Source organism: Kitasatospora sp. NBC_01287 (genome assembly GCF_026340565.1).
Classification (GTDB): Bacteria; Actinomycetota; Actinomycetes; order Streptomycetales; family Streptomycetaceae; genus Kitasatospora.
Window position 1 is genome coordinate 1,369,821 of the sequence record NZ_JAPEPB010000001.1, and the last position, 21,619, is coordinate 1,391,439.

16 protein-coding genes are annotated in these 21,619 nt (G+C 74.7%); 1 reads left to right on the forward strand and 15 read right to left on the reverse strand.

Going from position 1 to position 21,619, the window contains the following annotated elements; all coding sequences use genetic code 11:
• Positions 1-3 precede the first annotated feature (3 nt).
• From OG455_RS05555 to OG455_RS05565, 3 genes are read right to left on the reverse strand one after another with little or no spacing between them, the layout of a single operon-like run.
• Positions 4-993 (reverse strand): ABC transporter permease, encoded by a 990-nt coding sequence (locus tag OG455_RS05555; RefSeq protein WP_266290794.1) that lies wholly within the window; start codon positions 991-993, stop codon positions 4-6.
• Positions 990-2,006 (reverse strand): ABC transporter permease, encoded by a 1,017-nt coding sequence (locus OG455_RS05560; RefSeq protein ID WP_266290796.1) that lies wholly within the window; start codon positions 2,004-2,006, stop codon positions 990-992. Before OG455_RS05560 ends, OG455_RS05555 begins: the two co-directional genes overlap by 4 nt.
• Positions 2,007-3,716, reverse strand: a complete 1,710-nt coding sequence (locus OG455_RS05565; protein WP_266290798.1) for an ABC transporter substrate-binding protein — start codon at positions 3,714-3,716, stop codon at positions 2,007-2,009.
• 235 nt (positions 3,717-3,951) lie between these two features.
• Here OG455_RS05565 and OG455_RS05570 point away from each other — a divergent pair, with 235 nt between their 5' ends.
• The gene (locus tag OG455_RS05570; RefSeq protein WP_266290800.1) at positions 3,952-4,431 is read left to right on the forward strand and encodes a hypothetical protein; all 480 of its coding nucleotides are present in this window, start codon (positions 3,952-3,954) and stop codon (positions 4,429-4,431) included.
• Here OG455_RS05570 and OG455_RS05575 read toward each other — a convergent pair.
• From OG455_RS05575 to OG455_RS05630, 12 genes are all read right to left on the reverse strand, one after another.
• Entirely contained in the window at positions 4,428-5,126 is a 699-nt protein-coding gene (locus tag OG455_RS05575) for a 4'-phosphopantetheinyl transferase (protein WP_266290802.1), read from the reverse strand. The two genes, OG455_RS05570 and OG455_RS05575, sit on opposite strands and share 4 nt — an antisense overlap.
• A complete protein-coding gene (locus OG455_RS05580) occupies positions 5,123-5,986 on the reverse strand; it encodes a metallophosphoesterase (protein ID WP_266290804.1) in 864 nt (287 codons plus the stop codon). The genes OG455_RS05575 and OG455_RS05580 overlap by 4 nt, the downstream gene beginning before the upstream one ends.
• Complete coding sequence (locus OG455_RS05585; protein WP_266290806.1) at positions 5,983-7,680, reverse strand: ABC transporter ATP-binding protein; 1,698 nt, start codon at positions 7,678-7,680, stop codon at positions 5,983-5,985. Before OG455_RS05585 ends, OG455_RS05580 begins: the two co-directional genes overlap by 4 nt.
• Complete coding sequence (locus OG455_RS05590) at positions 7,677-8,597, reverse strand: ABC transporter permease (RefSeq protein ID WP_266290808.1); 921 nt, start codon at positions 8,595-8,597, stop codon at positions 7,677-7,679. Before OG455_RS05590 ends, OG455_RS05585 begins: the two co-directional genes overlap by 4 nt.
• 6 nt (positions 8,598-8,603) lie before the next feature.
• Positions 8,604-9,542 carry an ABC transporter permease gene (locus OG455_RS05595; protein WP_266290810.1) on the reverse strand — a complete coding sequence of 313 codons (939 nt, stop codon included), beginning with the start codon at positions 9,540-9,542 and terminating at the stop codon, positions 8,604-8,606.
• 8 nt (positions 9,543-9,550) lie between these two features.
• A complete protein-coding gene (locus OG455_RS05600; RefSeq protein WP_266290812.1) occupies positions 9,551-11,212 on the reverse strand; it encodes an ABC transporter substrate-binding protein in 1,662 nt (553 codons plus the stop codon).
• Between the two features lie 129 nt (positions 11,213-11,341).
• Positions 11,342-12,013 (reverse strand): hypothetical protein, encoded by a 672-nt coding sequence (locus OG455_RS05605; protein WP_266290814.1) that lies wholly within the window; start codon positions 12,011-12,013, stop codon positions 11,342-11,344.
• Entirely contained in the window at positions 12,000-13,295 is a 1,296-nt protein-coding gene (locus OG455_RS05610; RefSeq protein WP_266290816.1) for a 2-isopropylmalate synthase, read from the reverse strand. The genes OG455_RS05605 and OG455_RS05610 overlap by 14 nt, the downstream gene beginning before the upstream one ends.
• 107 nt (positions 13,296-13,402) lie before the next feature.
• Positions 13,403-13,813, reverse strand: coding sequence for a nuclear transport factor 2 family protein (locus tag OG455_RS05615; protein ID WP_266290818.1), 411 nt, complete (start codon positions 13,811-13,813; stop codon positions 13,403-13,405).
• A 75-nt stretch (positions 13,814-13,888) separates the two neighbouring features.
• Positions 13,889-14,344: an ester cyclase gene (locus OG455_RS05620; RefSeq protein WP_266290820.1), complete on the reverse strand. Its 456-nt coding sequence runs from the start codon at positions 14,342-14,344 to the stop codon at positions 13,889-13,891.
• Positions 14,345-14,463: 119 nt separating this feature from the next.
• Positions 14,464-15,318, reverse strand: a complete 855-nt coding sequence (locus tag OG455_RS05625; protein WP_266290822.1) for an SDR family NAD(P)-dependent oxidoreductase — start codon at positions 15,316-15,318, stop codon at positions 14,464-14,466.
• On the reverse strand, positions 15,315-21,557 hold the full coding sequence (locus OG455_RS05630) for a type I polyketide synthase (protein WP_266290824.1): 6,243 nt from the start codon (positions 21,555-21,557) through the stop codon (positions 15,315-15,317). The genes OG455_RS05625 and OG455_RS05630 overlap by 4 nt, the downstream gene beginning before the upstream one ends.
• Between the last annotated feature and the right edge of the window lie 62 nt (positions 21,558-21,619).

Below are 21,619 nucleotides of genomic sequence, written 5' to 3' on the forward strand. Positions count from 1 at the left end.
GGTTCACCAGGGCCGCACTCTCGGATCGGCCACCGCGTAGAGCACATCGGCGACGGCGTTGGCGATGACGATGAAGAACCCGGCGATCAGGGTGACCCCGACCACCACCGGCAGATCGACCTGGTTGACCGCGTCCACCAGCAGATGGGACATGCCGTCGAAACCGAAGACCGACTCGGTGAGCTGGGCGCTGCCGATCAGGCCGCCGAGGTCCATCGCGAGCATGGTGATCACCGGGGTCAGCGCCCCGCGCAGCGCGTGGCCGACCACGATCCGGCGCTCCGTCAGGCCGTAGGCCCGCGCGGTGCGGATGTGGTCCTCGGCCAGCGTCTCCAGCACCAGGCCGCGGGTCATCCGGGCGTAGGCGGCGGCGAAGACCAGGGCCAGGGTGATCCAGGGCAGCAGCAGGTTGCCCGCCCAGGCCGCCGGGTCCTGGGTGATCGGCACGTAGGCCGGGAACGGCAGCCAGCGCAGTTCGGCGCAGCAGACCATCATCAGCAGCAGGCCGATCAGGAAGACCGGCATCGACATGCCCGCCAGCGTCACGGCGGTCAGCGCCCGCTCGGTGAAGCGGCCGCGCCGCAGCGCCGCCAGGACGCCGGTGCCGATGCCCAGCAGCAGCCAGAGCACGGCGGCGCCGACGGCGAGCGAGGCGTCCACCGGCAGCCGCTGGGTGATCATCGAGAGCACCGGCTGGTCGGTCTGGAAGGACCAGCCGAAGCAGGGCGCGGCGCAGCTGGTGGTGTCCGTCCCGGCGTCGAAGCTGCGGCCCAGCAGCAGGCCGCGCAGGAACTGCCAGTACTGCTGCCAGACGGGCTGGTCGGTGCCGAGCTTGTGCCGTACCACCGCGAGGCGGGCGGCGTCGCAGCCCTTGCCGCAGACCAGCCGGGCCGGGTCGTGCGGGGCGATGTAGAAGACCAGGTAGATCACCGCGGAGAGGATCAGCATGATGGTCACGGTGCTGACGGCGCGTCGGACCAGGAAGCGGATCATGTGCGCACCTCGCGCTCGGCGGGCTCGGCGGGCACCGAGGGCTCGGCGCCGGCCTCGGCCGCGGCCACCCGGGGGCGCAGGCCCCGCCAGGTGCGGGCTCGCGCCACCCGCCCCAGTCGGGCCGCCGCGCGCGGGTCGAGCGCGGTGCGCAGGCCCTCGCCGAGCAAGGTGAAGGCCAGCACAGTGGCGAAGAGCAGCGCGGACGGCAGCAGCACGAAGGCCGGGTCGGCCTCGAACCAGGTGCTCGCGCCGGCGAGCATCTGCCCCCAGGAGGCGGTGGGCGGGCGCACCCCCACGCCGAGGAAGGACAGGCCCGCCTCGGCGGTGACGTTGGTGGGCAGCAGCAGCGCCGCGTAGGTGATCACCGGCGCGCCCAGCGCGGGCAGGATCTCGCGCCGCGCGACGCGCCAGCCACGGGCGCCGCCCAGGCGGGCCGCCGCCACGTGGTCCAGGCCGCGCAGGGTGAGCACCTGACCGCGGGTCAGCCGCGCGGTGCCGCCCCAGCCGAGCACACCGAGGACCAGCATCAGCAGCACCGGGCGGGGGAACCCGCCGGGCACCACGGCCATCAGCGAGATCGCGAAGACCAGCCCGGGGAAGGCGATCACCAGGTCCATCGCCCGGGCCAGCACGGTGTCGGCGAGCCGGTTGCCGAGCCCGGCGGCCAGCCCGATCAGCAGACCCAGCAGCACCTGCAGGACGGTGGCGCCGACCGCGACCGAGAGCGAGACCTGCGCGCCGTAGACCAGCCGGGCCAGCAGGTCGCGCCCGGTGCCCGGCTCGACACCCAGCCAGTGCCGGGCACCGGCGCCGCCGAACGGGCCGATCGGCACTCCGCCGGTGGCCGAGTCGATCAGCTCGTTGTGGTACGTCGTCGGGTCCTGCCCCTCCAGGGCGCTGATCAGCGGGGCCGCCACCGCGATCAGCACCAGCAGCCCCACCACCACCAGGCCGGCCAGCGCCGCCCGGTCGGCGCGCAGCCGCCGCCAGAGCCCGCTCCCCTGCTCGGCCACCTACTTCACCGAGATCCGGGAGAGGTCGTAGACCCCGTTCCACTGGCTGACGTAGGCGTTCTTGACGGCGCTGCCGAAGAGCCGCTGGTAGACCGGGTGGAAGAGCGGCACGTCCCAGGCCTGCTTGCCCAGTTCGACGTCCAACTGCCCCCAGGCCTTGGCGGACTGCGCGGGGTCGGTGAGCCGGTTGGCGGCGTCGATCTCGGCGTTCACCTGCGGGTCGTCGAGCTGCGCGGTGTTGAAGTTGCCGTCCGTCAGGATCTGCCGGCCGTCGAAGATCGGGGCCAGGAAGGGGCCGCCGGAGGGCCAGTCGGCGCCCCAGCCGGTGATGAAGAAGCCGGGCTCCTGGGCGGGGGTCTGGATCTTGGTGGAGTAGTCGTCGTCCGAGGAGGGGTCGAGCTTGACCGTGATCCCGGCCTTGGCGAGCGCCTGCTGCACGGCGGTGGCCACGTCGGGTCCCGAGGTGACCGAGGTGGTGGAGTGGCTCAGCGTGATGGTCAGGCCGTCCGGGTAACCGGCCTGCGCCAGCACCTGCTTGGCCTTGGCCGGGTCGCCGCTCGGGCCGGCCGGGAAGTCGTCGTAGGGCGTGTAGCCGAAGGCCGCCTGGTCGGGCAGGAAGGTGGTGGCGGGCTTGGCCACCGCGCTGCCGCCGACCGCGTTGATCACCGACTGGCGGTCGACGGCGTAGGAGATCGCCTGCCGCACCAGCGGGTTGTCGAAGGGCTTCACCTTCGGGTTGAACGCCAGGTAGTCGGTCTCGCCGAAGTTGCCGACCGCCACCCGCTTGCGCAGCGCCGGGTCGCCGTTCAGTCGGGCCAGCACGCTCGCGTCGATGTCGGTGTCGCCGCTGACCGCGCGGGCGTCGTCACCGCTGCTGGCCAGCAGCCGCTGGTTGATCACCGACGGGTCCAGGCCCGAGGTGTAGACGATCTTATCGGGGCAGGCCAGCCGCTGGTCGTCGATCGAGCGCGACCAGTACGGATTGCGTGCCAGCACCATCTGCTTGCCGTCGTCGTTGCTGACCACCTCGTAGGGCCCCGAGGAGATCGGGTGCTTCTGGTAGTCCGCGCCGGTGTCCTTGGCCTGCGGCACCGGGGCGAACTGGGTGGCGGTGGCCAGGAACGGGAAGTCGCCCTCGGGCTTGGTGAGTTGGAAGACGAGGGTGGAGTCGTTCGGGGTCTGGATCGAGGCCAGGTCGCCGCCGCCGTGGTAGGGGCCCTGGTACTGCTCGCCGCCGACCAGCCAGTCGCGCAGGTAGGGCGGGCCGCCGGGCAGTTCGGGCGAGAAGGAGCGCTCGATGCCGTACTTGACGTCCTGGGCGCGGATCGGCGTGCCGTCCTCGAACTTCAGCCCCGGCTTGAGGTGGTAGGTCCAGACCGTGGCGTCCTGGTTGGGCTCGCCGATGTCGGTGGCCAGGTCGGGCACCACCTTGGCGCCGTCCGGGCCGGCCGTGGTGTGGTCGCGCGTGGTGAGGGTCCGGAAGACCAGGGTCGGCACCTTGCCGCCACCCGAGGTGTAGAGCTGCGCCGGGTCGAACTTGCCCTGCCCGCTGTGCGCGAGCACGGTGAGCGTGCCGCCCTGGCAGGTGGCCGGGTCGAAGGCGGCTGCCGTCGATCCGTTCGCCGGACCGCCGCAGGCGGTCGCGAGCGCTGCGAGCAGGGCAAGGGAGGCGGTCGCGGCCGTGGCGCCGCGCTTATTGGGCAGGGACATGACGAGCACTCTGCTGGAGCTCCGCCGGGGCGGTCAAGGCACTGCGGTGCGCTGCCATACGCCTGCAACAGGACGACACAACTGTTTCCAGTGGGGCATGTTGACGTCACGTCAGCTTGGTGGGACCGAGCGGCGGAGCGGTGACAGCTCGGCGGCGGCCCGGTGGCGAGGCGGCGGCGAAGCGGCCGACCCGGCCGGGCATCGCGTTGACCTGGGCGGATGAGATGATGATGCGATGGATCGTGCACACCGTACCTGGACAGCCACCGGCTGCGCCGCCGCCGTCGGGGCCGTCGTGGCCGGCGGCGTCGCACTGCTCGACCGGCCCGACGCCGGCGGCTGGGGGACGGTCGCGGCCTGCTGCTTCGGGATCGCGGTGACCTGCTTCACCGAGGGCGACTGGCTCGGCCGGCTCTTCTTCCGCGAGCGGCGCGAGCGGCGGGGCGACTCGGACCAGGACGCGGCCTGGGACGAGCTCATGGACGACGACTGCTGCGAGCCCTTGGACGAGAAGTGCTGCGCTGACCGCTGCGAGAGCTGCTGCGAGAACTGCGGCGAGGACGAGCACGTCGAGTGGGAGAAGGGGAAGGGCGAGGCCGGCCCCCGGCTGCGGACGGTGCTCCAGGTGCTCCGCCGGGCCGTCGTGGGCCTGGTGTTCCTGCTCGGCTGCCTCACCGCGCTGGGCCTGGTCCTTCAGGCCCTCGGGATGAACTAGCCCACGCCGCGCGGGTCCCGGTCCGTCGCCGCCACCGCCACCTCCACCGCCACCGCCGTCAGCAGCAGCCCGCCCCCGGTCAGCCAGCGCCCGGCCAGCGCAGGCGTCGAAACCGGTGCCGAAACCGGCGTCGAAACCGGTACCACCGCCGCCGTCCAGCCGCCGTCCAGCGCGAAGGCGATCTCCGCGTCCGCGAAGTCCAGGCGCTGCCCGGTCAGTGGGTACCAGGCCTTGTAGACGCTCTCCTTGGCGCTGAACAGCAGCCGGTCCCAGTGCACCACCGGGGACGCCCGGCGCAGGTCGGCCAGGGCGGCCCGCTCGGCGGGCGAGGCCACCGCGTCCAGCACCCCGGGCGGCAGCGCCCGGTGCGGCTCGGCGTCGATGCCGACGGCGGCCAGCTCCGCGCCACGGGCCAGCACCGCCGCGCGGTAGCCCTCGCAGTGCGTCAGGCTGCCGACCAGGCCGGCCGGCCAGCGCGGCGCGCCGTGCGGCCCGCGCGGCACCGGGGCGGGCGGCAGCCCGAGCGCGCCGAGGGCCCGCCGGGCGCAGCCGCGCACCGTGATGAACTCCGCCCGCCGCCCCGGCGCCATGCCCGCCAGCAGGGCACGCTCCTCGGCGAAGAGGGTGCCCGCGTCGCCCTCGTCCGCGAAGGCCTCGGCGGCCACCGCGGCGGCGGGCAGCAGGCGCTCGATCACCGCGCGCTGCCCGGCGGCGGGCCGCCGGCCGCCGCCGCGTCCGGGAAGACCGGGCGTGGACCCCTGGGGCCGCCGCGCGGCTTCCACTCGCGCGGGTAGCCCACCGAGACCTCCTCGAAGCGGATGTCGTCGATCCACATCGTCCGGGGGATGTGCAGGTGCCCGTAGACCGCCACCGCCGCACGGTACTTCAGGTGCCAGTCGGCGGTCCGCTCGGTGCCGCACCACTGCGCGAACTCCGGGTAGCGCAGCACCAGCGTGGGTTCGCGGCGCAACGGGAAGTGGTTGACCAGCACGGTCGGCAGCTCCGGGTCCAGCTCGGCCAGCCGGCGCTCGGTCACCGCGATCCGCGCCGCGCACCACTCGTCGCGGCTCGCGTAGGGGTCGGGGTGCAGCAGCATCTCGTCGGTGCAGACGATCCCGGACTCGTGGGCGACGGCGAGCGCCTGCTCCTTGGTGTGCGTGCCCGGCGGCCGGAAGGTGTAGTCGTAGAGCACGAAGAGCGGCACCACGGTCACCGGGCCGCCGGCCCCGCGCCAGACGCGGTACGGGTCTTCGGGGGTGCTGATGTCCAGGCCGCGGCAGAGCTCGACCAGCGCCTGGTAGCGCTCCTCGCCGCGCAGCCGCACCGGGTCGTCCGCCGGCGTCCACAGCTCGTGGTTGCCCGGCGCCCAGATCACGGCGGCGTAGCGCTCCCGCAGGGTACCGAGCGCCCACTCGATGTCGCTGAACCGCTCCGCCACGTCACCGGCCACGATCAGCCAGTCCTCGGCGGAGGCGGGCCGCAGCTGCTCGACGAACGCGCGGTTCTCCTGGTAACCGATGTGCAGGTCACTGATCGCGACCAAGGTGCCGGTCAAGCCGATGTCTCCTTCAGCACGGCCGGCCTCCCGCCCGGGAGTGCGGCGAGCAGCCGGCGGGTGTACGGCGCCGTCGGGGCGGTGAACACCGCCGCCGCCGGGCCGCTCTCCACGACGAGCCCATTCTCCATGACCGCCACCCGGTCGCTCAGGTGGTGCACCACGCCGAGGTCGTGCGAGATGAAGAGCATGGCGAGCCCCAGCTCACGGCGCAGTTCGAGGAGCAGGTCCAGGATCTGGGCCTGGATGGAGACATCGAGCGCGGAGACCGGCTCGTCGCAGACCAGCACCTCCGGGCCGGGCGCCAACGCCCGGGCGATGGCCACCCGCTGGCGCTGCCCGCCCGACAGCTCGGCGGGCCTGCGGGTCAGCAGCGCCGTGTCGAGGCCGACCTGGTCGAGCAGTTCGCCGACCCTGGCCCGCCGGGCCCGACCACGGAGCGCGACGGCCTCGCCGACCACCCGCTCCACGCTGAACCGCGGGTCGAAGGAGCCCAGCGGGTCCTGCGGCACCGCCTGGATCCGGCGGCGGGCCGGGCGCCGGTGCCGCTCCGGCACCCCGCTCCACGGCAGGTCGCCGAGCCGCACCGTGCCGCTGTCCGGTTCGATCAGGCCGAGCGCGATCCGCGCGGCCGTGGTCTTGCCGGAGCCCGACTCCCCCACCAGGCCCAGGATCTCACCCGCCCGCAGCTCGAAGGAGACCTCGCGGACGGCCTGGTAGCTGCCGCCGTCCGGCGCGCGGAACGCCTTGGCGATCTTGTCGACGGCCAGCACCACGGGGGCCGGCACCACGGGGGCGGCGGCAACGGCAACGGCGGTGGCGGCGGTGCTGGCCGCGGCGGTGGCGGCGGTGCTGGCAGCGGCGGCAGCAGTAGTAGCAGCAGCAGCGGCAACGTCGGGACGCGCGGAGAGCCGTCGGCCCCGGGTCGCCCCGCTCGGCACCGCCGCCAGCAGCGCCCGGGTGTAGGCGTGTCGCGGGTCGGCCAGCACCTCGGCGGTCGGGCCGGTCTCCACGAAGCGGCCGCCGTTCATCACCGCGACCCGGTCGGCCAACCTGGCCACCACCGCGAGGTCGTGGCTGATCAGCAGCAGCGCGGTGCCCCGGCGCCGCAGGCCGTCCAGCAGGTCCAGCAGCTGCGCCTGGATGGTGACGTCCAGCGCGGTGGTCGGCTCGTCGGCGATCAGCAGCTCGGGCTCGCCGGCCAGCGCGGAGGCGATCAGCGCGCGTTGGCGCAGGCCGCCGGAGAGCTGGTGCGGGTACTGCTCGGCGCGCCGGGCGGGGTCGGGGATGCCGGCCTGCTCCAGCAGGTCGAGCACCCGGGGCCCGGCCTGCGCCCGGGTGGCCAGGCCGTGGGTGCGCAGCGGTTCGGCCACCTCGGCCCCGACCGTGCGCAGCGGGTCCAGCGAGACCAGCGCGTCCTGCAGCACCAGGCCGATCCGGCGCCCGCGCAGCCCGCGCCAGGCCGCCTTGTCGAGGGTGCGCAGGTCCAGGCCGTCGAACTCCAGCCGCCCTGCCGTGACTTCGGCGCCGGCGCCGGGCAGGCCGATCAGCGTGCGGGCGGTGACGCTCTTCCCGGAGCCGGACTCGCCGACGATCGCCAGGCACTCGCCGGGCGCCACGCTGAAGGAGACGTCCCGCACCACCGGCGCGGCGCCGAAACCGACGTTCAGCTTCTCGACGTTGAGCAGGGTCATCCGAGGGTCCTCCGGGTGAAGCGGGCCTGCAGTCGGCGGCCGACGGCGTTGACCACCAGGGCGGTGAACGTGATGGCGGCGCCCGGGAAGACCCCGACCCACCAGGCGGACTGCAGGAAGCCGCGGCCCTGCGAGAGCATCGCGCCCCACTCGGGCGAGGGCGGCTGCGGGCCCAGGCCCAGGAAACTCAGCCCGGAGGCGGCGATCAGCGAGGCGCCGAAGCCGACGGTGGCCAGCACCAGCATCGGGCCCACCGCGTTGGGCAGGATGTGCCGCGCGATCAGCACCGGGCGGCGCAGGCCCAGGCCGACCGCCGCCTCGACGTATCCCGAGCGCCGCACCACCATGGTCTCGGCCCGCACGATCCGGGCGTAGCCGGGCACGAAGGCCAGCGCGATGGCGATCATCACATTGACCGAGCCGGTGCCCAGCACGATCACCGCGAGCAGCGCCAGCAGGATCGGCGGCAGCGCGAGCAGGATGTCGGCCAGCCGGCTCAGCGCCTGGTCGGCGAAGCGCCCGCCGAGCGCGGCGGCCAGGCCCAGCAGCGCCCCGCCGGCCACCGCGAGGGCGGTGGCGCCGGCGCCCAGCAGCAGCGAGGGCCGGGCCCCGTAGAGCACCCGGGCGAACAGGTCGCGCCCGAGCTGGTCGGTGCCGAAGAGGTGCGCGGTGCTCGGCGGGGCGAGCGCGTGCACCGGGTCGGTGACGTCCGGCGAGGCGCCGGCGAACAGCTGGGGCACCAGCGCCACCAGCACGATCAGCACCAGCGCGGCCGAGGCGAGCAGCGCGAGGACCCGCCCGCCGCTCGGCCGCCGCCGGGGCTTCACGGTGGTCGCCGCGGTGGTCGCCCCAGTGGTCGCAGTGGTCGCAGTGGTGGTCGTAGCGGTGGTCGTAGGGGTGGTCACAGGGGTGGTCATAGGGGGTCACCCGCTCCGCAGTCGTGGGTCGATGACCAGGTAGAGCAGGTCCACCACGGTCGAGATGAGCACGAAGACCAGCGCGGAGAGCAGCACCAGCCCGATCACCAGCGGCATGTCCTTGTTGGTGGTGCCCTGCAGGCTGAGCGCGCCGATGCCCGGCCGCCCGAAGACGGTCTCCACCAGCACCGCCCCGCCCAGCAGCGAGCCGGTCAGCCAGCCGGCCAGGGTGACCGCGGGCACCGCCGCGTGCCGCAGCGCGTGCCGCAGCAGCACCGCGCCCTCGCCCAGGCCGCGCGACCGGGCGGTGAGCACGAACGGCTGCCCCAGCGCGGCCTCCAGGCCCTCGCGCAGCACCTGCCCGAGCACGCCGGCCAGCGGCAGCGCCAGCGTCAGGGCGGGCAGCACCAGCGCCGGCAGGCCCTCGTCGCCCGCCACCGGGAAGATCCGCAGCTGGAAGGAGAACGCGGTCAGCAGCAGGATCCCGATCCAGTAGGACGGGCTGGAGACGGCAAGCAGCTCGGCCAGGCCGACCAGCGCGCGCGGCAGCCGGCGCCGCCCCGCCGTGGCCAGCGCCCCCAGCACCGCGAGCACCACCGCCACCAGCACGGCGGCCAGCGCGAGTTGGACCGTGGAGCCGAGCTGCTCGCCGATCACGTCCGCCACCGGCCGCTGCAACTGGTAGGACTCACCGAGGTCGCCGTGCAGCAACCGGCCCAGGTAGTGCAGGTACTGCGCGAAGACCGGCTGGTCCAGCCCGTACTGCGCCCGGATCTGCGCCTTCACCTCGGGGGTGGCCGGGCTGCCGGGGCCGAGCATCACCGTCACCGGGTCGCCCGGCACCAGGTGCAGGGCGACGAAGGCGATGGTGGCGGCCCCGAACAGCACCGCGAGGGCCCCCAGCAGGCGGCGCAGCACCGCCCGCGCGAGGTGACGGAGTGTCAACCCACTGCTCACTTGGCGAGCCAGGCGTCGTGGAAGTTGAGCCAGGTGTTGGGGTCGGCGGTCAGCCCGTGCACCTGCGAGGTGGCCCCGACCACGTCCGTGCGCACGTAGAGCGGCACGATCAGGCCCAGGTCGATGGCGCGCTGCTGGGTCTTGCCGTAGACGTCCTGGCGGGTCGCCGCGTCGAGGGTCGCCTCACCGGTGTTGGTCCAGGTGTCCAGCTGGCTGTCCTGGTAGAAGGTGGCGTTCTCGCCGCCGGTGGCCGGGCTGCTGGCGCTGTTGAAGTAGAGGCGCAGCACGTCCGGGTCGAACCGGGCCCAGCTGTAGTCGGCGATGGCCTCCTTGCCGCCGTAGGTGTTGGCGATGTAGGTGCCGATGTCCTGGCGGGGCCGGGTCACCTCGATGCCGACCTTCTTCAGGTCCGCCTGGATCGCCTGCCCGAGGGTGTCGCGCTGCTCGCGCACGTACTCGGCCGGGGGCAGCGGCCACTCCAGGGTGAGGCGCTGGCCGTCCTTGGTGCGGTAGCCCTGGGCGTCGCGGCCGGTCCAACCCGCCTGGTCCAGGTCCTTGTTGGCCAGCGCCGGGTCGTAGGGCCAGGAGTTCTCCAGCGACTTGTCGTAGTCCGGGGTGGTGGGCGAGAGCGGGCTCCAGGCGCGCTGGTTGACCCCGAAGTAGACGCTCTTGACGTCGGTGTCGACGTCGATGCCGCGCTGCACCGCCTGGCGCACCAGCGGGTCGTTGAGCGGGGTCTTGGTGGTGTTCAGCACCAGCGCGTAGTTGGCGCCGGGCGCCTGGGTGCTGACGGTCCGCAGCCGCGAATCGCCCTGCACGCTCTTCACGTCGGCCGGCGGGATCGGGTCCGCGACCTGGACCTGCCCGCTCTGCAGCGCGCCCACCCGCACCGAGTCCTCGGTCAGGAAGCGGACGGTGAGCTTGTCCAGGTAGGCCGGGCCCTGGTGCGCGGCGTCCTTGGGCGCCCAGTCGTAGTCCGGGTTGCGGGTGAAGACCGCGCTCTGCCCCTTGGTGTAGCTGCTGAAGATGAACGGTCCGGTGCCCACGTCCACCGGGCCGCCCTGGCCGAGCTTGGTGCCGTTCTCCGCGATCGCCTTCGGCGAGTAGAAGCCCAGGTAGGCGGTGCTGGCGGCCTGCAGGAACGGCGCGAACGGCTTGCTGAAGCTGACCTTCACCGTCTGCGCGTCGATGACCTGGCTGCCGGTGTACGGGCCGAGCAGGCTGGCCGCGTACTGGGACTTGGTGTCCTTGGCCACGATCCGGTCGAAGTTGACCTTGACCGCGTTGGCGTCGAACGGCGTGCCGTCGGTGAACTTGACGCCCGGGCGCAGGTGGAAGGTGTAGGAGGTGAAGTCCGGTGCTATGTCCCAGGAGGTGGCCAGCCAGGGCTGGAAGTCGCCCTTGGCGTCCTGGTGCACCAGCGAGTCGAAGACGTTGCGCTGGATGGCGCCGGTGGCGTCCTGCTGGCTGACGTGGATGTCGAAGGAGATCGGCTCGGTGTCGGTGGCGTAGGTGAGCGAGCCGCCCTGCACGGGCTTGCCTCCGTCGGTGCCGCTCGCGGTGGTCTTCGTGCCCGTGCCGCCGCAGGCGGCGAGCAGCAGCACCCCGGCGGTGACGGCGGCGAGCAGGGTGAGCGACCGGGGGCCGGTTCTGGACATGGGGCTGACTCCGTTGCGGTGGAGGGGGTGTAAGGGGGTTGACGTGCGCAGAAGCTATCCGCGCGGGCCACCGCGAACACCCCTACCGGACCCCTAGGCAACCCTTACTGCCCCTGTCCGGCCACCGGGTCAGCCGGCGCCGACCGCCCGGAGGTGCGCCAAGTACCGCGCCGGGTCGGGGCCGTGGGCCCGGTCCTGGGCGCCGTGGCGGATGTGGGCCAGCTCGCCGTCCGGGGCGATCCGCAGCATCGTGGTGGCCGCGTGCGGGGCGCGGGTGTCGCGCAGCGCGTCGCCGTCGGTGACCGTGACGCCGGGGCCGAACATCGCCGCGGCCTCGGCGGCGTCGGCGGCCGGCGCCCGCCCGGTGCGGTTGGCGCTGCTGACGTACAGGCGGGAGTGGCGGGCCAGCAGCGGGGCCAGCGGCTGCCAGCGGGCGCCGAAGAGCAGCAGGTGGCCCGCGCGCAGCGCCGGGGCGGCCCAGGCGGGCGGCGCGGGGGCGGTGCCGCCAATGCGGACGGGGACCAGCAGAGTGACCAGTTCCTCGCGCAGCAGGGCGAGCGCGGTGCGCAGCGCGATCGGCGGCAGGGCCAGCGCGGGGGCCAGCTCGCGCCAGGTGGCGTCGGCGTGCACCCACAGGGCGACCTCCTGGTCGCCGGGCCGCCCCTTGGCCGCGTTGACGGCCCGGGGCGCGGTGGCCGCGACCACGTAGGTCAGCGGGCTGGGGTTGGGCAGCACCACCGCCTGGCCGGCCGCCAGGGCGCGGTCGGCGGCGGCGGTGTCGAGCGGCTCAGGAGCGGGCATCGGCGCGCTCCCTTCCGGCAGCGGGCGTCACCGCGGTCAGCGGCACGGCAGTGAGTCCGTCGAGGTAGGCGGCGAAGTCGGCGTCGGGGACGACGGCTCGGCCGAGCCGGTAGGCACGGTCCTTGACCCAGGCCAGCGCCGTACGGGTCTGCGCCTGGTCCAGCTCGTGGCCCAGGCGCTCGGCCACCGCGCGCAGCACCCGCCCGCTGGCCAGGTGGGTCAGCACCACGGTCGGTGCCACGCCCAACTGCCGCTCCGGGTCGTAGGGCTGGAAGGTCCGCGGGTGGGTGAACGGGGTGCCGGTGGAGATGGCGCCCACCCCGCTGCCCACGATCGGCGTGGTGACGGTCAGCGGCAGGCCGGTCTCGGCCGAGACCAGTCGCGCGATGCCCGGCAGCCGGGTCAGGTCGGGCGCCGTCCACCACGGCCGGCAGTCGGGCCCCAGGATCCGCGCGGCCTTGGCCGGGTCGTGGGCCAGCAGGAAGAGCAGCTGCTCGGTGGCCACCATGCCGCTGCGCTCGGCCAGGCCCAGCCAGGAGCAGGCCGCCACCCGGACCCCGCTCTCCAGCGCCGCCAGAGTGTTGGCCAGGCCCAGGCCGAGGTCGTTGTGCAGGTGCGAGACCAGCACCGTGTCCGATCCGGCGCCGCGGGCGACCCGGGTGAACAACTCGCGCGCCTGACCGGGCAGCAGGTCGCCGACCGTGTCCGCCAGCACGATCGTGCCCGCGCCCTGGGCCGTCATCGCGCCCGCGTACTCGGCCACCAGCGCCGGATCGGCCCGCGGCGCGTCCACCAGGCAGACGTCGACCGCCGCCACGCCGGCCGCCAGGTCGACCGCCTCCTTGACCACCTCCAGGCCCTGGGCCAACGCCTCGCGGGCGCTCCGGTGCACCAGGGCGCGCGCGGTCGCCTCGGAGGCGGCGACGATCACCATCACCCGCGCGTGCGCCGCGCCGCGCACCGCGCTGATCGCCAGCCGCACGTCCGCCGCGGTGCCCCGGCAGATCGCGGCCGGGCTCACCGAGTCCTGCGCCTCCAGCGCGACCTGCCGGGTGGCCTCGAACTCCTGCGCGCAGACCGAGGGGAACCCGGCGGCGAAGACCACGTGCCGCGGCCCGTCCGCCCCGAACACCGCCCCCTGCTCCCGGGCCAGCCGCACCCGGAACCCGGCGCTCATCAGCGTCTTGGCCTGCGCCCCGTCACGCGCCGACTCCTCGAAGAGGACCAGCCGGCCGGCCTGGGCCGACTCCCGCACCTCGTCCACTCGCGATCCCACGGGCACCGTCCGCCTCCCCCTTCACCCGGCGGTCGTCCCGCTGCCGACCCGAAACGCACTCCCGCCGGAGGCTAGGGGCGACGGGTCGGCAGCGGTGAAAAGCGCTGCGAAGATCACTCGTTCGGGTGAACGGCGGCCGGGTAGCGCGGCACGGAGCGGCGTTCGGCGATCCGCCAGCCCTGGTCGGTGCGGACCAGCACGTCGAAGTAGTCGCCGTTGTGCACCGAGCCGTCGGCCAGGATCGCCAGGTAGCGGCTGCGGGCGCGGACGGTCCCGTCGGGTTGCGGGGTGAGGACGGTGTCCAGGGTGTGGTGGTCCGGGGAGGTGGCGCCGAGGTCGCGGCTGAAGGCCTGGATCGCCGCGAGGCCCTCGAAGCGGGCACCGGTGCGGGCCAGTTCGATGGTGCCGTCGGGGGCGAAGACCTCGGCGATCAGCTCGGCGTCGGCGTTGTCGAACGCGTGCGAGAAGAGGGCCAGGAGGCGGCGGATCTCCTCCTGGTCGGCGGGGGCGGAGAACTGGGTCATTTGCGGGCTCCGGGGAGAGGGGAGGGGGCCGGGGCGGGCCCTGGTGGGCCCGCCCCTGGGAGTGCTGGTGAAGGGTCAGACCAGCGCCGGGGTGAGCTGGCGGATGATGCCGAGGCGGTCCGGCAGCACGTTGTAGCGCACCACCCGGCCGTCCTTGATGGTCAGCGTGCTGATGCTGTGACCGACGAAGTCGCGCCCGGTGGCGGGGACGCCGAAGACGTGGCCGACGTGCTTGCCCTCGATCCGCCAGAACGCGATCACCCGGTCGCCCTCGGCCACCAGGTCCTCGACGGTGGCCGTGACGCCCTCGACCGTCTCCCAGAGCACCCGCAGGTGCTCGGCGAAGTCCTCGCGGGTGCCGGCGCCGCCCGGGCCCACCCGGGTCTCGTCGGCGGCGTCGGCCGCGACCAGCTCCTCCAGCAGCTCGATCCGCTGACCGGTGACCAGCTCGGCGTAGTAGCGGTGGACCAGGGCCTTGTTGGCCTCGATGGTCGTTGCGGCAGTGGTCTGGGCGGCGGTGTCAGTGCTCATGGTTGTTCCACTCCAAAGGTGTTGTCGATGTGCGGTGGGATATGCGGTTGGTGCGCCCGCGGTTCAGTGCGCCTGCGGTTCAGTGCGCCTGCGGGTTCACGGCTCAGTGCGCCCGCGGTTCAGTGCGCCTGCGGCGGGAGCAGGATGCCGCCGTTGGCGGTCAGCCCCCCGTCCACCGGCACCGTCACCCCGGTCACGTAGGAGGCGGCCGGGGAGGTCAGGAACCAGATCACCTCCGCCTGCTCCCGCGCGTCGGCCCAACGCTGGGCGGGGATCCGGCTGGTGATGAAGTGGGAGAACTCGGGGTCGGCGACCTGACCGGCCGTCATGCCGGTGGCGGTGCCGCCGGGCGCGATGGCGTTGATCCGGATGCCCTGGGCGGCGTAGTCGATCGCGGCGCCGCGGACCAGGTTGATCACCGCCGCCTTGGTGGCGTTGTAGCCCCAGGTGCCGGGGTCCCCGCGCAGGCCGGAGACCGAGGAGGTGGCCACGATCGCGCCACCGCCGGCGGCCCGCAGGGCCGGCACGGCGGCGCGGATGCCGAGGGCGACACCGCGCACGTTGACCGCGAAGAGCCGGTCGAAGCGCTCGATCGCGCCCGGCGACTCCAGCGGGCCCGCGCCGCCGATCCCGGCGTTGAGCACCACCGCGTCCAACCGGCCGAACCGCTCCACCGCCAGCGCGACCGCCTCGGCGTTGCTCCGCTCGGTGGAGACGTCACCCACCAGCGTGAGCACGTTCGGCAGGTCGGCGAGCTCCTTCAGCCCGCGCGGGTCCAGGTCGAGCGCCACCACGCGGTGGCCGCGCTCCGCGAAGAGGCGGGCCGTGGCCGCGCCGATGCCGGAGGCGGCTCCGGTCACCAGGGCGACGGGTGCGGCCGGGGCCGAGGGTGCGGTCGAGGCCGAGTGCGTGGCCGGGGCCGGGGCCGGGGCCGGGTGTCCGGCCGGGGTGGCGGGGTGCTGCGGGTGGGTCATCGCTGCTCCTTGGTCTCGATGTCGGTGATCCAGCGCCGGAGGGCCGCCGCGGTACTCGGCGCGTGCTCCTCCAGCACGGTGAAGTGATCGCCCTGGATGTCCTGCGCCTGGTGCGGCACCGGCCAGTAGGCGCGCCAGTCGGCCTGCCCCGTCGGGTCGATCACCGTGCCGCGCAGCGGGGTGTCGGCGCGCAGCGCGAGGATGGGCGCGCGCACGGGGGTGGGCTGCCAGGCGGCGAAGTGGGTGTTGTAGGCGCCCATCGCGGTGAGGCTGGCGTCGCTCCAGACCATGTCGTACTTCTCGATCCGGTCGATCATCCCGCCGAGCATCGCGGTCATCCACCAGTCGCGCATGCCCTCGCGGACCGCGCTGTCCACCGGATAGGCGTCCACCAGGGCGAGGCCGGCCACCGCGTGCCCGGCCTGCTCCAGCCGGTCGGTGACCGCCTGCGCGAGCGCGCCGCCCATCGAGCGGCCGACCACCACGAACGGGCGATCGCCCAGCAGTTCGCGCACCGACTCGGTGTGCATGGCCAGGAAGGTGTCCAGGCTGTCCGGCAGCGGGTCCTCGGCGGCCCAGCCGGGCGAGGGCAGCACGAAGACGTCCCGTTCGCCCTGGAAGGCGTGGCCGAACCGCGCGTACTCGTGCGGGCCCGAGATCGCGCTCAGCGCGGGGAAGCAGACGATCGCCAACTCGCCGTCGCCCTCGGCCAGTCGGATCGGCGCGGGCGCCCGCACGCGGCTCTCGGCGGCGGTGAAGCGGCCGCGCAGGTGGGAGGCGACCGCGATCAGCTCGGAGGCCTCGATGAAGCTGCCCCGCGCGGCGAACCGGCGGTAGAGGCCGGCCAGCGGCTCCTCGGGCGCGGGCGCCGGGGCGCCGGGGCCGGCACCGGCGGCTCCACCGGCCGCGCCGGCAGCACCTGCCGCGCCCGGGGCGGTCCGATCGGCCAGCAACGCGGTCAGATGGGCGGCGAGGGCCTGCGGGTTCGGCTGGTCGAAGGTCACCGTGGGCGGCAGCCGCAGGCCGGTGACACCGGTCAGCCGGTTGCGCAGCTCGACGGCGGTCAGCGAGTCCAGGCCGAGGTCGTTGAACGGGCGCGCCGCGCCGATCGCCGCCAGGTCGGTGCCCAGCACCGCGGCGGTCTCGGCCCGGATCAGCTCCAGCACCGCCGCCTCCCGCTCCGCGCCCACCAGCGCCAGCAGCCGGGGCAGCACGGCAGGTCCTTCGGCGGCCGCCGCGCGGGCCGTGCGCCGGGGTGCGGGCAGCAGGTCGCGCAGCAGCGCGGGCACCGGACCACCGCGCAGCGCGGCGAGGTCGAAGGGCGCGGGGACGAGGTAGGCGGCGCCGTTGCCGACCGCCGCGTCCAGCAGTTGCCGGCCCTGCTGGTCGGCGATCGCGCGCAGCCCGGCCCGCGCGGCTCGGCGCTGGTCCGCCTCGGTGAGGTGCGCGGACACCCCGCTGACCCGCGCCCACGGACCCCAGGCGAGCGACTGCGCGGGCAGGCCGGCGGCGCGGCGGTGCGCGGCGAGCGCGTCGAGGTAGCTGTTGGCCGCCGCGTAACTGCCCTGGCCCGGGCCGCCGAAGAGCGCGGCGACAGAGGAGTAGAGCAGGAACGCGGTGAGCGGCTGGTCCTTGGTCAGCTCGTGCAGGTGCCACGCGCCGTCCGCCTTGGGACCCCAGACGGTGGCCAGGCGCTCGGGCGTCAGCGAGTCGAGCACCCCGTCGTCCACCACACCCGCCGTGTGCACCACGGCAGTCAGCGGATGCTCGGCCGCAACCGAGCCGAGCAACTCGGCCAGCGCCGCCCGCTCGGCCACGTCCACCGCGGCGATCCGCACCTCGACCGCACCCAACTCCACCAGCTCCGCACGCAGTTCCACCGCACCCGGAGCCCCCTCACCCCGACGCGAGGTCAACAGCAACCGCCGCACCCCGTGCTCGACCACCAAGTGCCGGGCCAACAGCGCACCCAGCACCCCCGTACCACCGGTGATCAACACCGTGCCCCCGGCATCCCAGACCGGCTCGCCGACCTGACCGCCGACCTGACCGCCGACCGGCCCACCAGCCGGCCCACCGGCCGCGCGCACCAGGCGCGGTACCAGCAGCTCGCCCGAGCGCAGCGCGAGTTGCTCCTCCCCCGTGGCCAGCGCGGCGGCCACCTGATCGTCCGACGGATCACCGTCGGCATCCAGCAGCACGATCCGCCCCGGGTGCTCCGACTGCGCCGAACGCAGCAGCCCCCAGACCCCGGCCGCCCCCAGATCGGGCGACTCACCGTCCGCGACCGCCACCGCCGAGCGGGTGACGACCACCAGACGCGCCTCGTCCGCCAGCCGCTGCCGCACCGCCTCCAGGGCATGGGCGACCGCGGCCTGCGGCTCCGACCGCGTGTCGAGCCGCAGCACCGACCAGGCCTCGGTCGGCTCCGCCGTGGCCGGCCCGGCCGCGACCCAGCTGAGCGCGAAGAGCGCGTCCCGCTCGGCCCGTGCCCCGGCGGCGAGTTGCTCCGCCGTCACCAGGCGCGCGTGCAGGGCGGCGATCGAGGCGACCGGCGCGCCGGTCTCGTCGGCCACGGCGACCGAGATCGCCTCGGGCTCGGTGTAGCGCAGCTCGACCCGCAGCGCGGTGGCACCGCTCGCGTGCAGCCGCACGCCGCGGTAGGCGAACGGCAGCCGACTCGCGCCCTCGGGCGTGCCCGCCAGGCTGTCGTGGGCGGTGAGGTGCACGGCGGCGTCCAGCAGCGCGGGGTGCAGGCCGAACCTGGCCGCCTCCGCGCGCCGCTCCTCGGGCAGCGCCACCTCGGCGTAGAAGGTGTCCCCGGCGCGCCAGGCGGCCCGCACACCCCGGAAGGCGGGGCCGTAGGCGAGCCCGGCCGCCGCCAGCTCGGGATAGATCCGCTCGATGTCGAGCGGCCGCGCCCCGGCCGGTGGCCAGGCCGCAAGGTCGGCGGTGGAGCCTTGCTGATGGTCCGTCAGGAATCCGGACGCGTGGCGGATCCATTCGCGCTCCCCCGCCGCGCGCGAGTGGATGGCGACCGTCCGCAGGCCGGTGCCGGTCGCACCTGCCTGCCCCGCACCGCCGTTCGCGCCGCCGTTCGCGCCGGTGCCCGCGCCGCCGTTCGCGCCGCCGTCCGGCTCGCCGACGGTGACCCGCAGCTGCACGGCGCCCCGCTCGGGCAGCAGCAGCGGCGCCTCGATGACCAGTTCGTCCAGGGTGCTCGCGCCCACCTCGTCGCCCGCCCGGATCGCCAGCTCCACCAGCGCGGTGCCGGGCACGATCACGGTGCCCTGCACGGCGTGGTCGGCCAGCCACGGGTGGCTGCGCAGCGCCAGGCTGCCGGTGAGCACCACCGCGTCGGTGTCGGGCAGGCCGACGACCGCGCCGACCAGCGGGTGGTCCACCGCGCCCAGGCCCAGGCCGCCCGCGTCCACGGTGCGGGGCACCGGGTCCAGCCAGTAGCGGCGGCGCTGGAACGGGTAGGTGGGCAGCGCGGTGCGCGCGGCGGGGCCGGGGCCGAACAGTCCGGTCCAGGTGACCGGGTGGCCGTGGCTGTGCAGCCGCCCGAGCGCGCCGACCGCCGCGAGCGCCTCGGGCGTGTCCCGGCGCAGCGCGGGCACCGCGATCGCCTCGTCGAGCACCTGCTGCACCAGCGCGCTGAGCGCGCCGTCGGGGCCCAGCTCCAGGTAGCCGGCCGCCCCGGCGGCGTCCAGCGCCGTGACGGCGTCGGCGAAGCGCACGGCCTCGCGGACCTGGCGCACCCAGTACTCCGGATCGGCCAGCTCCTCGGCGGTGGCCAGGCGGCCGGTGACGGTGGAGACCAGCGGGATCACCGGCGGCTGGAAGGAGAGGCCCCGGACGGTCTCCCGGTACTGGGCCAGCATCCCGTCCATCTGGGCGGAGTGGAAAGCGTGACTGACCGTCAGGCGCTTGGTCCGCACCCCGCTTCCGGCGAACTCGTCGGCCAGCTTGAGCACTTCGGTCTCGTCACCGGAGATCACCACCGCCTGCGGCCCGTTGACCGCCGCGATGTCGACCCCGGCGATCAGCGCCGACCGGACCTCCTGCTCCGCCGCCCGCACCGCGACCATCGCGCCACCCCTGGGCAGAGCCTGCATCAGCCAGGCCCGCGCGCCCACCAGGCGCACCGCGTCCGCCAGCGAGAGCACCCCGGCCACGTGCGCCGCCGCGACCTCGCCGATCGAGTGTCCCGCCACGAAGTCGGGCCGCACGCCCCAGGATTCGAAGAGGCGGTAGAGCGCCACCTCCACCGCGAACAGGGCCGGCTGGGTCCAGCCCGTCTCGTCCAGCTCCGCGCCCGAGGCGATCACCTCGCGCAGCGGCAGGCCGAACTCGGTGGCCACCGTGTCGAAGACGGCCGCGAAGACCGGGTACGCGGCCGCCAACTCCAGGCCCATCCCGATCCGCTGGCTGCCCTGGCCCGCGAAGAGCACCGCCAGCGGGCCGCCCTGCTCGGCCGAGCCGGTCGTGCCGCGCCCGGCGGCGACCTCGGCCAGGCCGGCCAGCAGCGCGGCCCGGTCGGCGCCGACCACCACGGCGCGCTCGTCCAGCAGGGCGCGGGTGGTCACCAGGGCGTGCGCCACCCGCGCCGGGTCGGCGGCCGGGGGCTTGCCCGTGCCCGTGCCCGTGCCCGTCTGCGCGCCCGTGTCCGCGAGCAGCTCGGCCAGTTGACCGGCCTGGGCCCGCAGGGCCTGTGGGGAGCGGGCCGAGAAGACCAGCGGCAGCACCGGCAGCGCTCGCCCGGTCACGACGGGAGCGGCGTCGGCGTCGCCATCGTCATCAACATCGGCGCCCGGGAGTTCCCCGTCCGGCAGCTCGGCGGGCTGCTCCGGCGTCGGCGCCTGCTCGATGATGACGTGGGCGTTGGTGCCGCTGGCCCCGAAGGCGGAGACCCCCGCCCGGCGCGGCCCCGCCACCTCGGGCCAGTCTTGACGCTCCGTCAGCAACTGGACCGCCCCGGCCGACCAGTCCACGTAGGGGGTCGGCTGCTCGGCGTGCAGGGTGCGCGGCAGGACCCCGTGCCGGATCGCCTGCACCATCTTGATCACGCCCGCCACCCCGGCCGCGGCCTGGGTGTGGCCGATGTTGGACTTCAGCGACCCCAGAAGCAGCGGCTCGGCCCCGCCCCGGTCCTGCCCGTAGGTGGCCAGCAGCGCCTGCGCCTCGATCGGGTCGCCCAGCGAGGTGCCGGTGCCGTGCGCCTCCACCGCCTGCACGTCGGCGGCGGCCAGCCGGGCGCCGGCCAGCGCCTGGCGGATCACCCGCTGCTGAGCGGGGCCGCTCGGCGCGGTCAGCCCGTTGGAGGCGCCGTCCTGGTTCACCGCCGAGCCGCGCAGCACCGCGAGCACCTCGTGCCCGTTGCGCCGCGCGTCCGAGAGTCGTTCCACCAGCAGCAGCCCCACGCCCTCGGCCCACCCCGTGCCGTCCGCCTCGGCGCCGAAGGCCTTGCACCGCCCGTCCGGGGAGAGGCCACGCTGCCGGGCGAACTCCACGAACCCCTGGGGCGTCGCCATCACACTCACCCCGCCGGCCAGCGCGAGGTCGCACTCCCCGGAGCGCAGCGCCTGCGCCGCCAGGTGCAGCGCCACCAGCGAGGAGGAGCAGGCGGTGTCCACCGTGACCGCCGGGCCCTCGAAGCCGAAGGTGTAGGAGATCCGGCCCGAGGCCACGCTGTCCAGCCCGCCGATGCCGAGGAAGCCCTCCAGCTCCCCCGGCGCCTCGTGGGCGCGCGGGGTGTAGTCGCCCCCGGCGATCCCCGCGAAGACGGCGGTCCGGCTGCCGCGCAGCCCGGTCACGTCGATGCCCGCCCGCTCGAAGGCCTCCCAGGCCGTCTCCAGGAGCAACCGGTGCTGCGGGTCGGTCGCCAGCGCCTCGCGCGGCGAGATGCCGAAGAACTCCGCGTCGAAGTCGGTTGTGGTGTCGAGGAATCCGCCGTGCCGGGTGTAGGAGGTGCCGATCCGCTCCGGGTCCGGGTCATAGAGCGCCTCCAGGTCCCAGCCCCGGTCGGCGGGGAACTCGGTGATCGCGTCCGTGCCGTCCAGCACCGCCTGCCAGAGCTGCTCGGGCGAACCGATCCCGCCGGGCAGCCGGCAGGCCATGCCGACGATGGCGATCGGCTCGCGCCGGGCCGTCTCCACCTCCTGGAGGCGCTTCTTCGCCTTGGCCGCGTCGGCCAGCGCGCGCTTGAGGTATTCGCGGAGCTTCTGGTCGTTCGACATGGGTGCCTCTCGGATCACGGTCTGAAGTGCTGGTGCTGCGCCGGCCGGCACCGCGTCCGCTG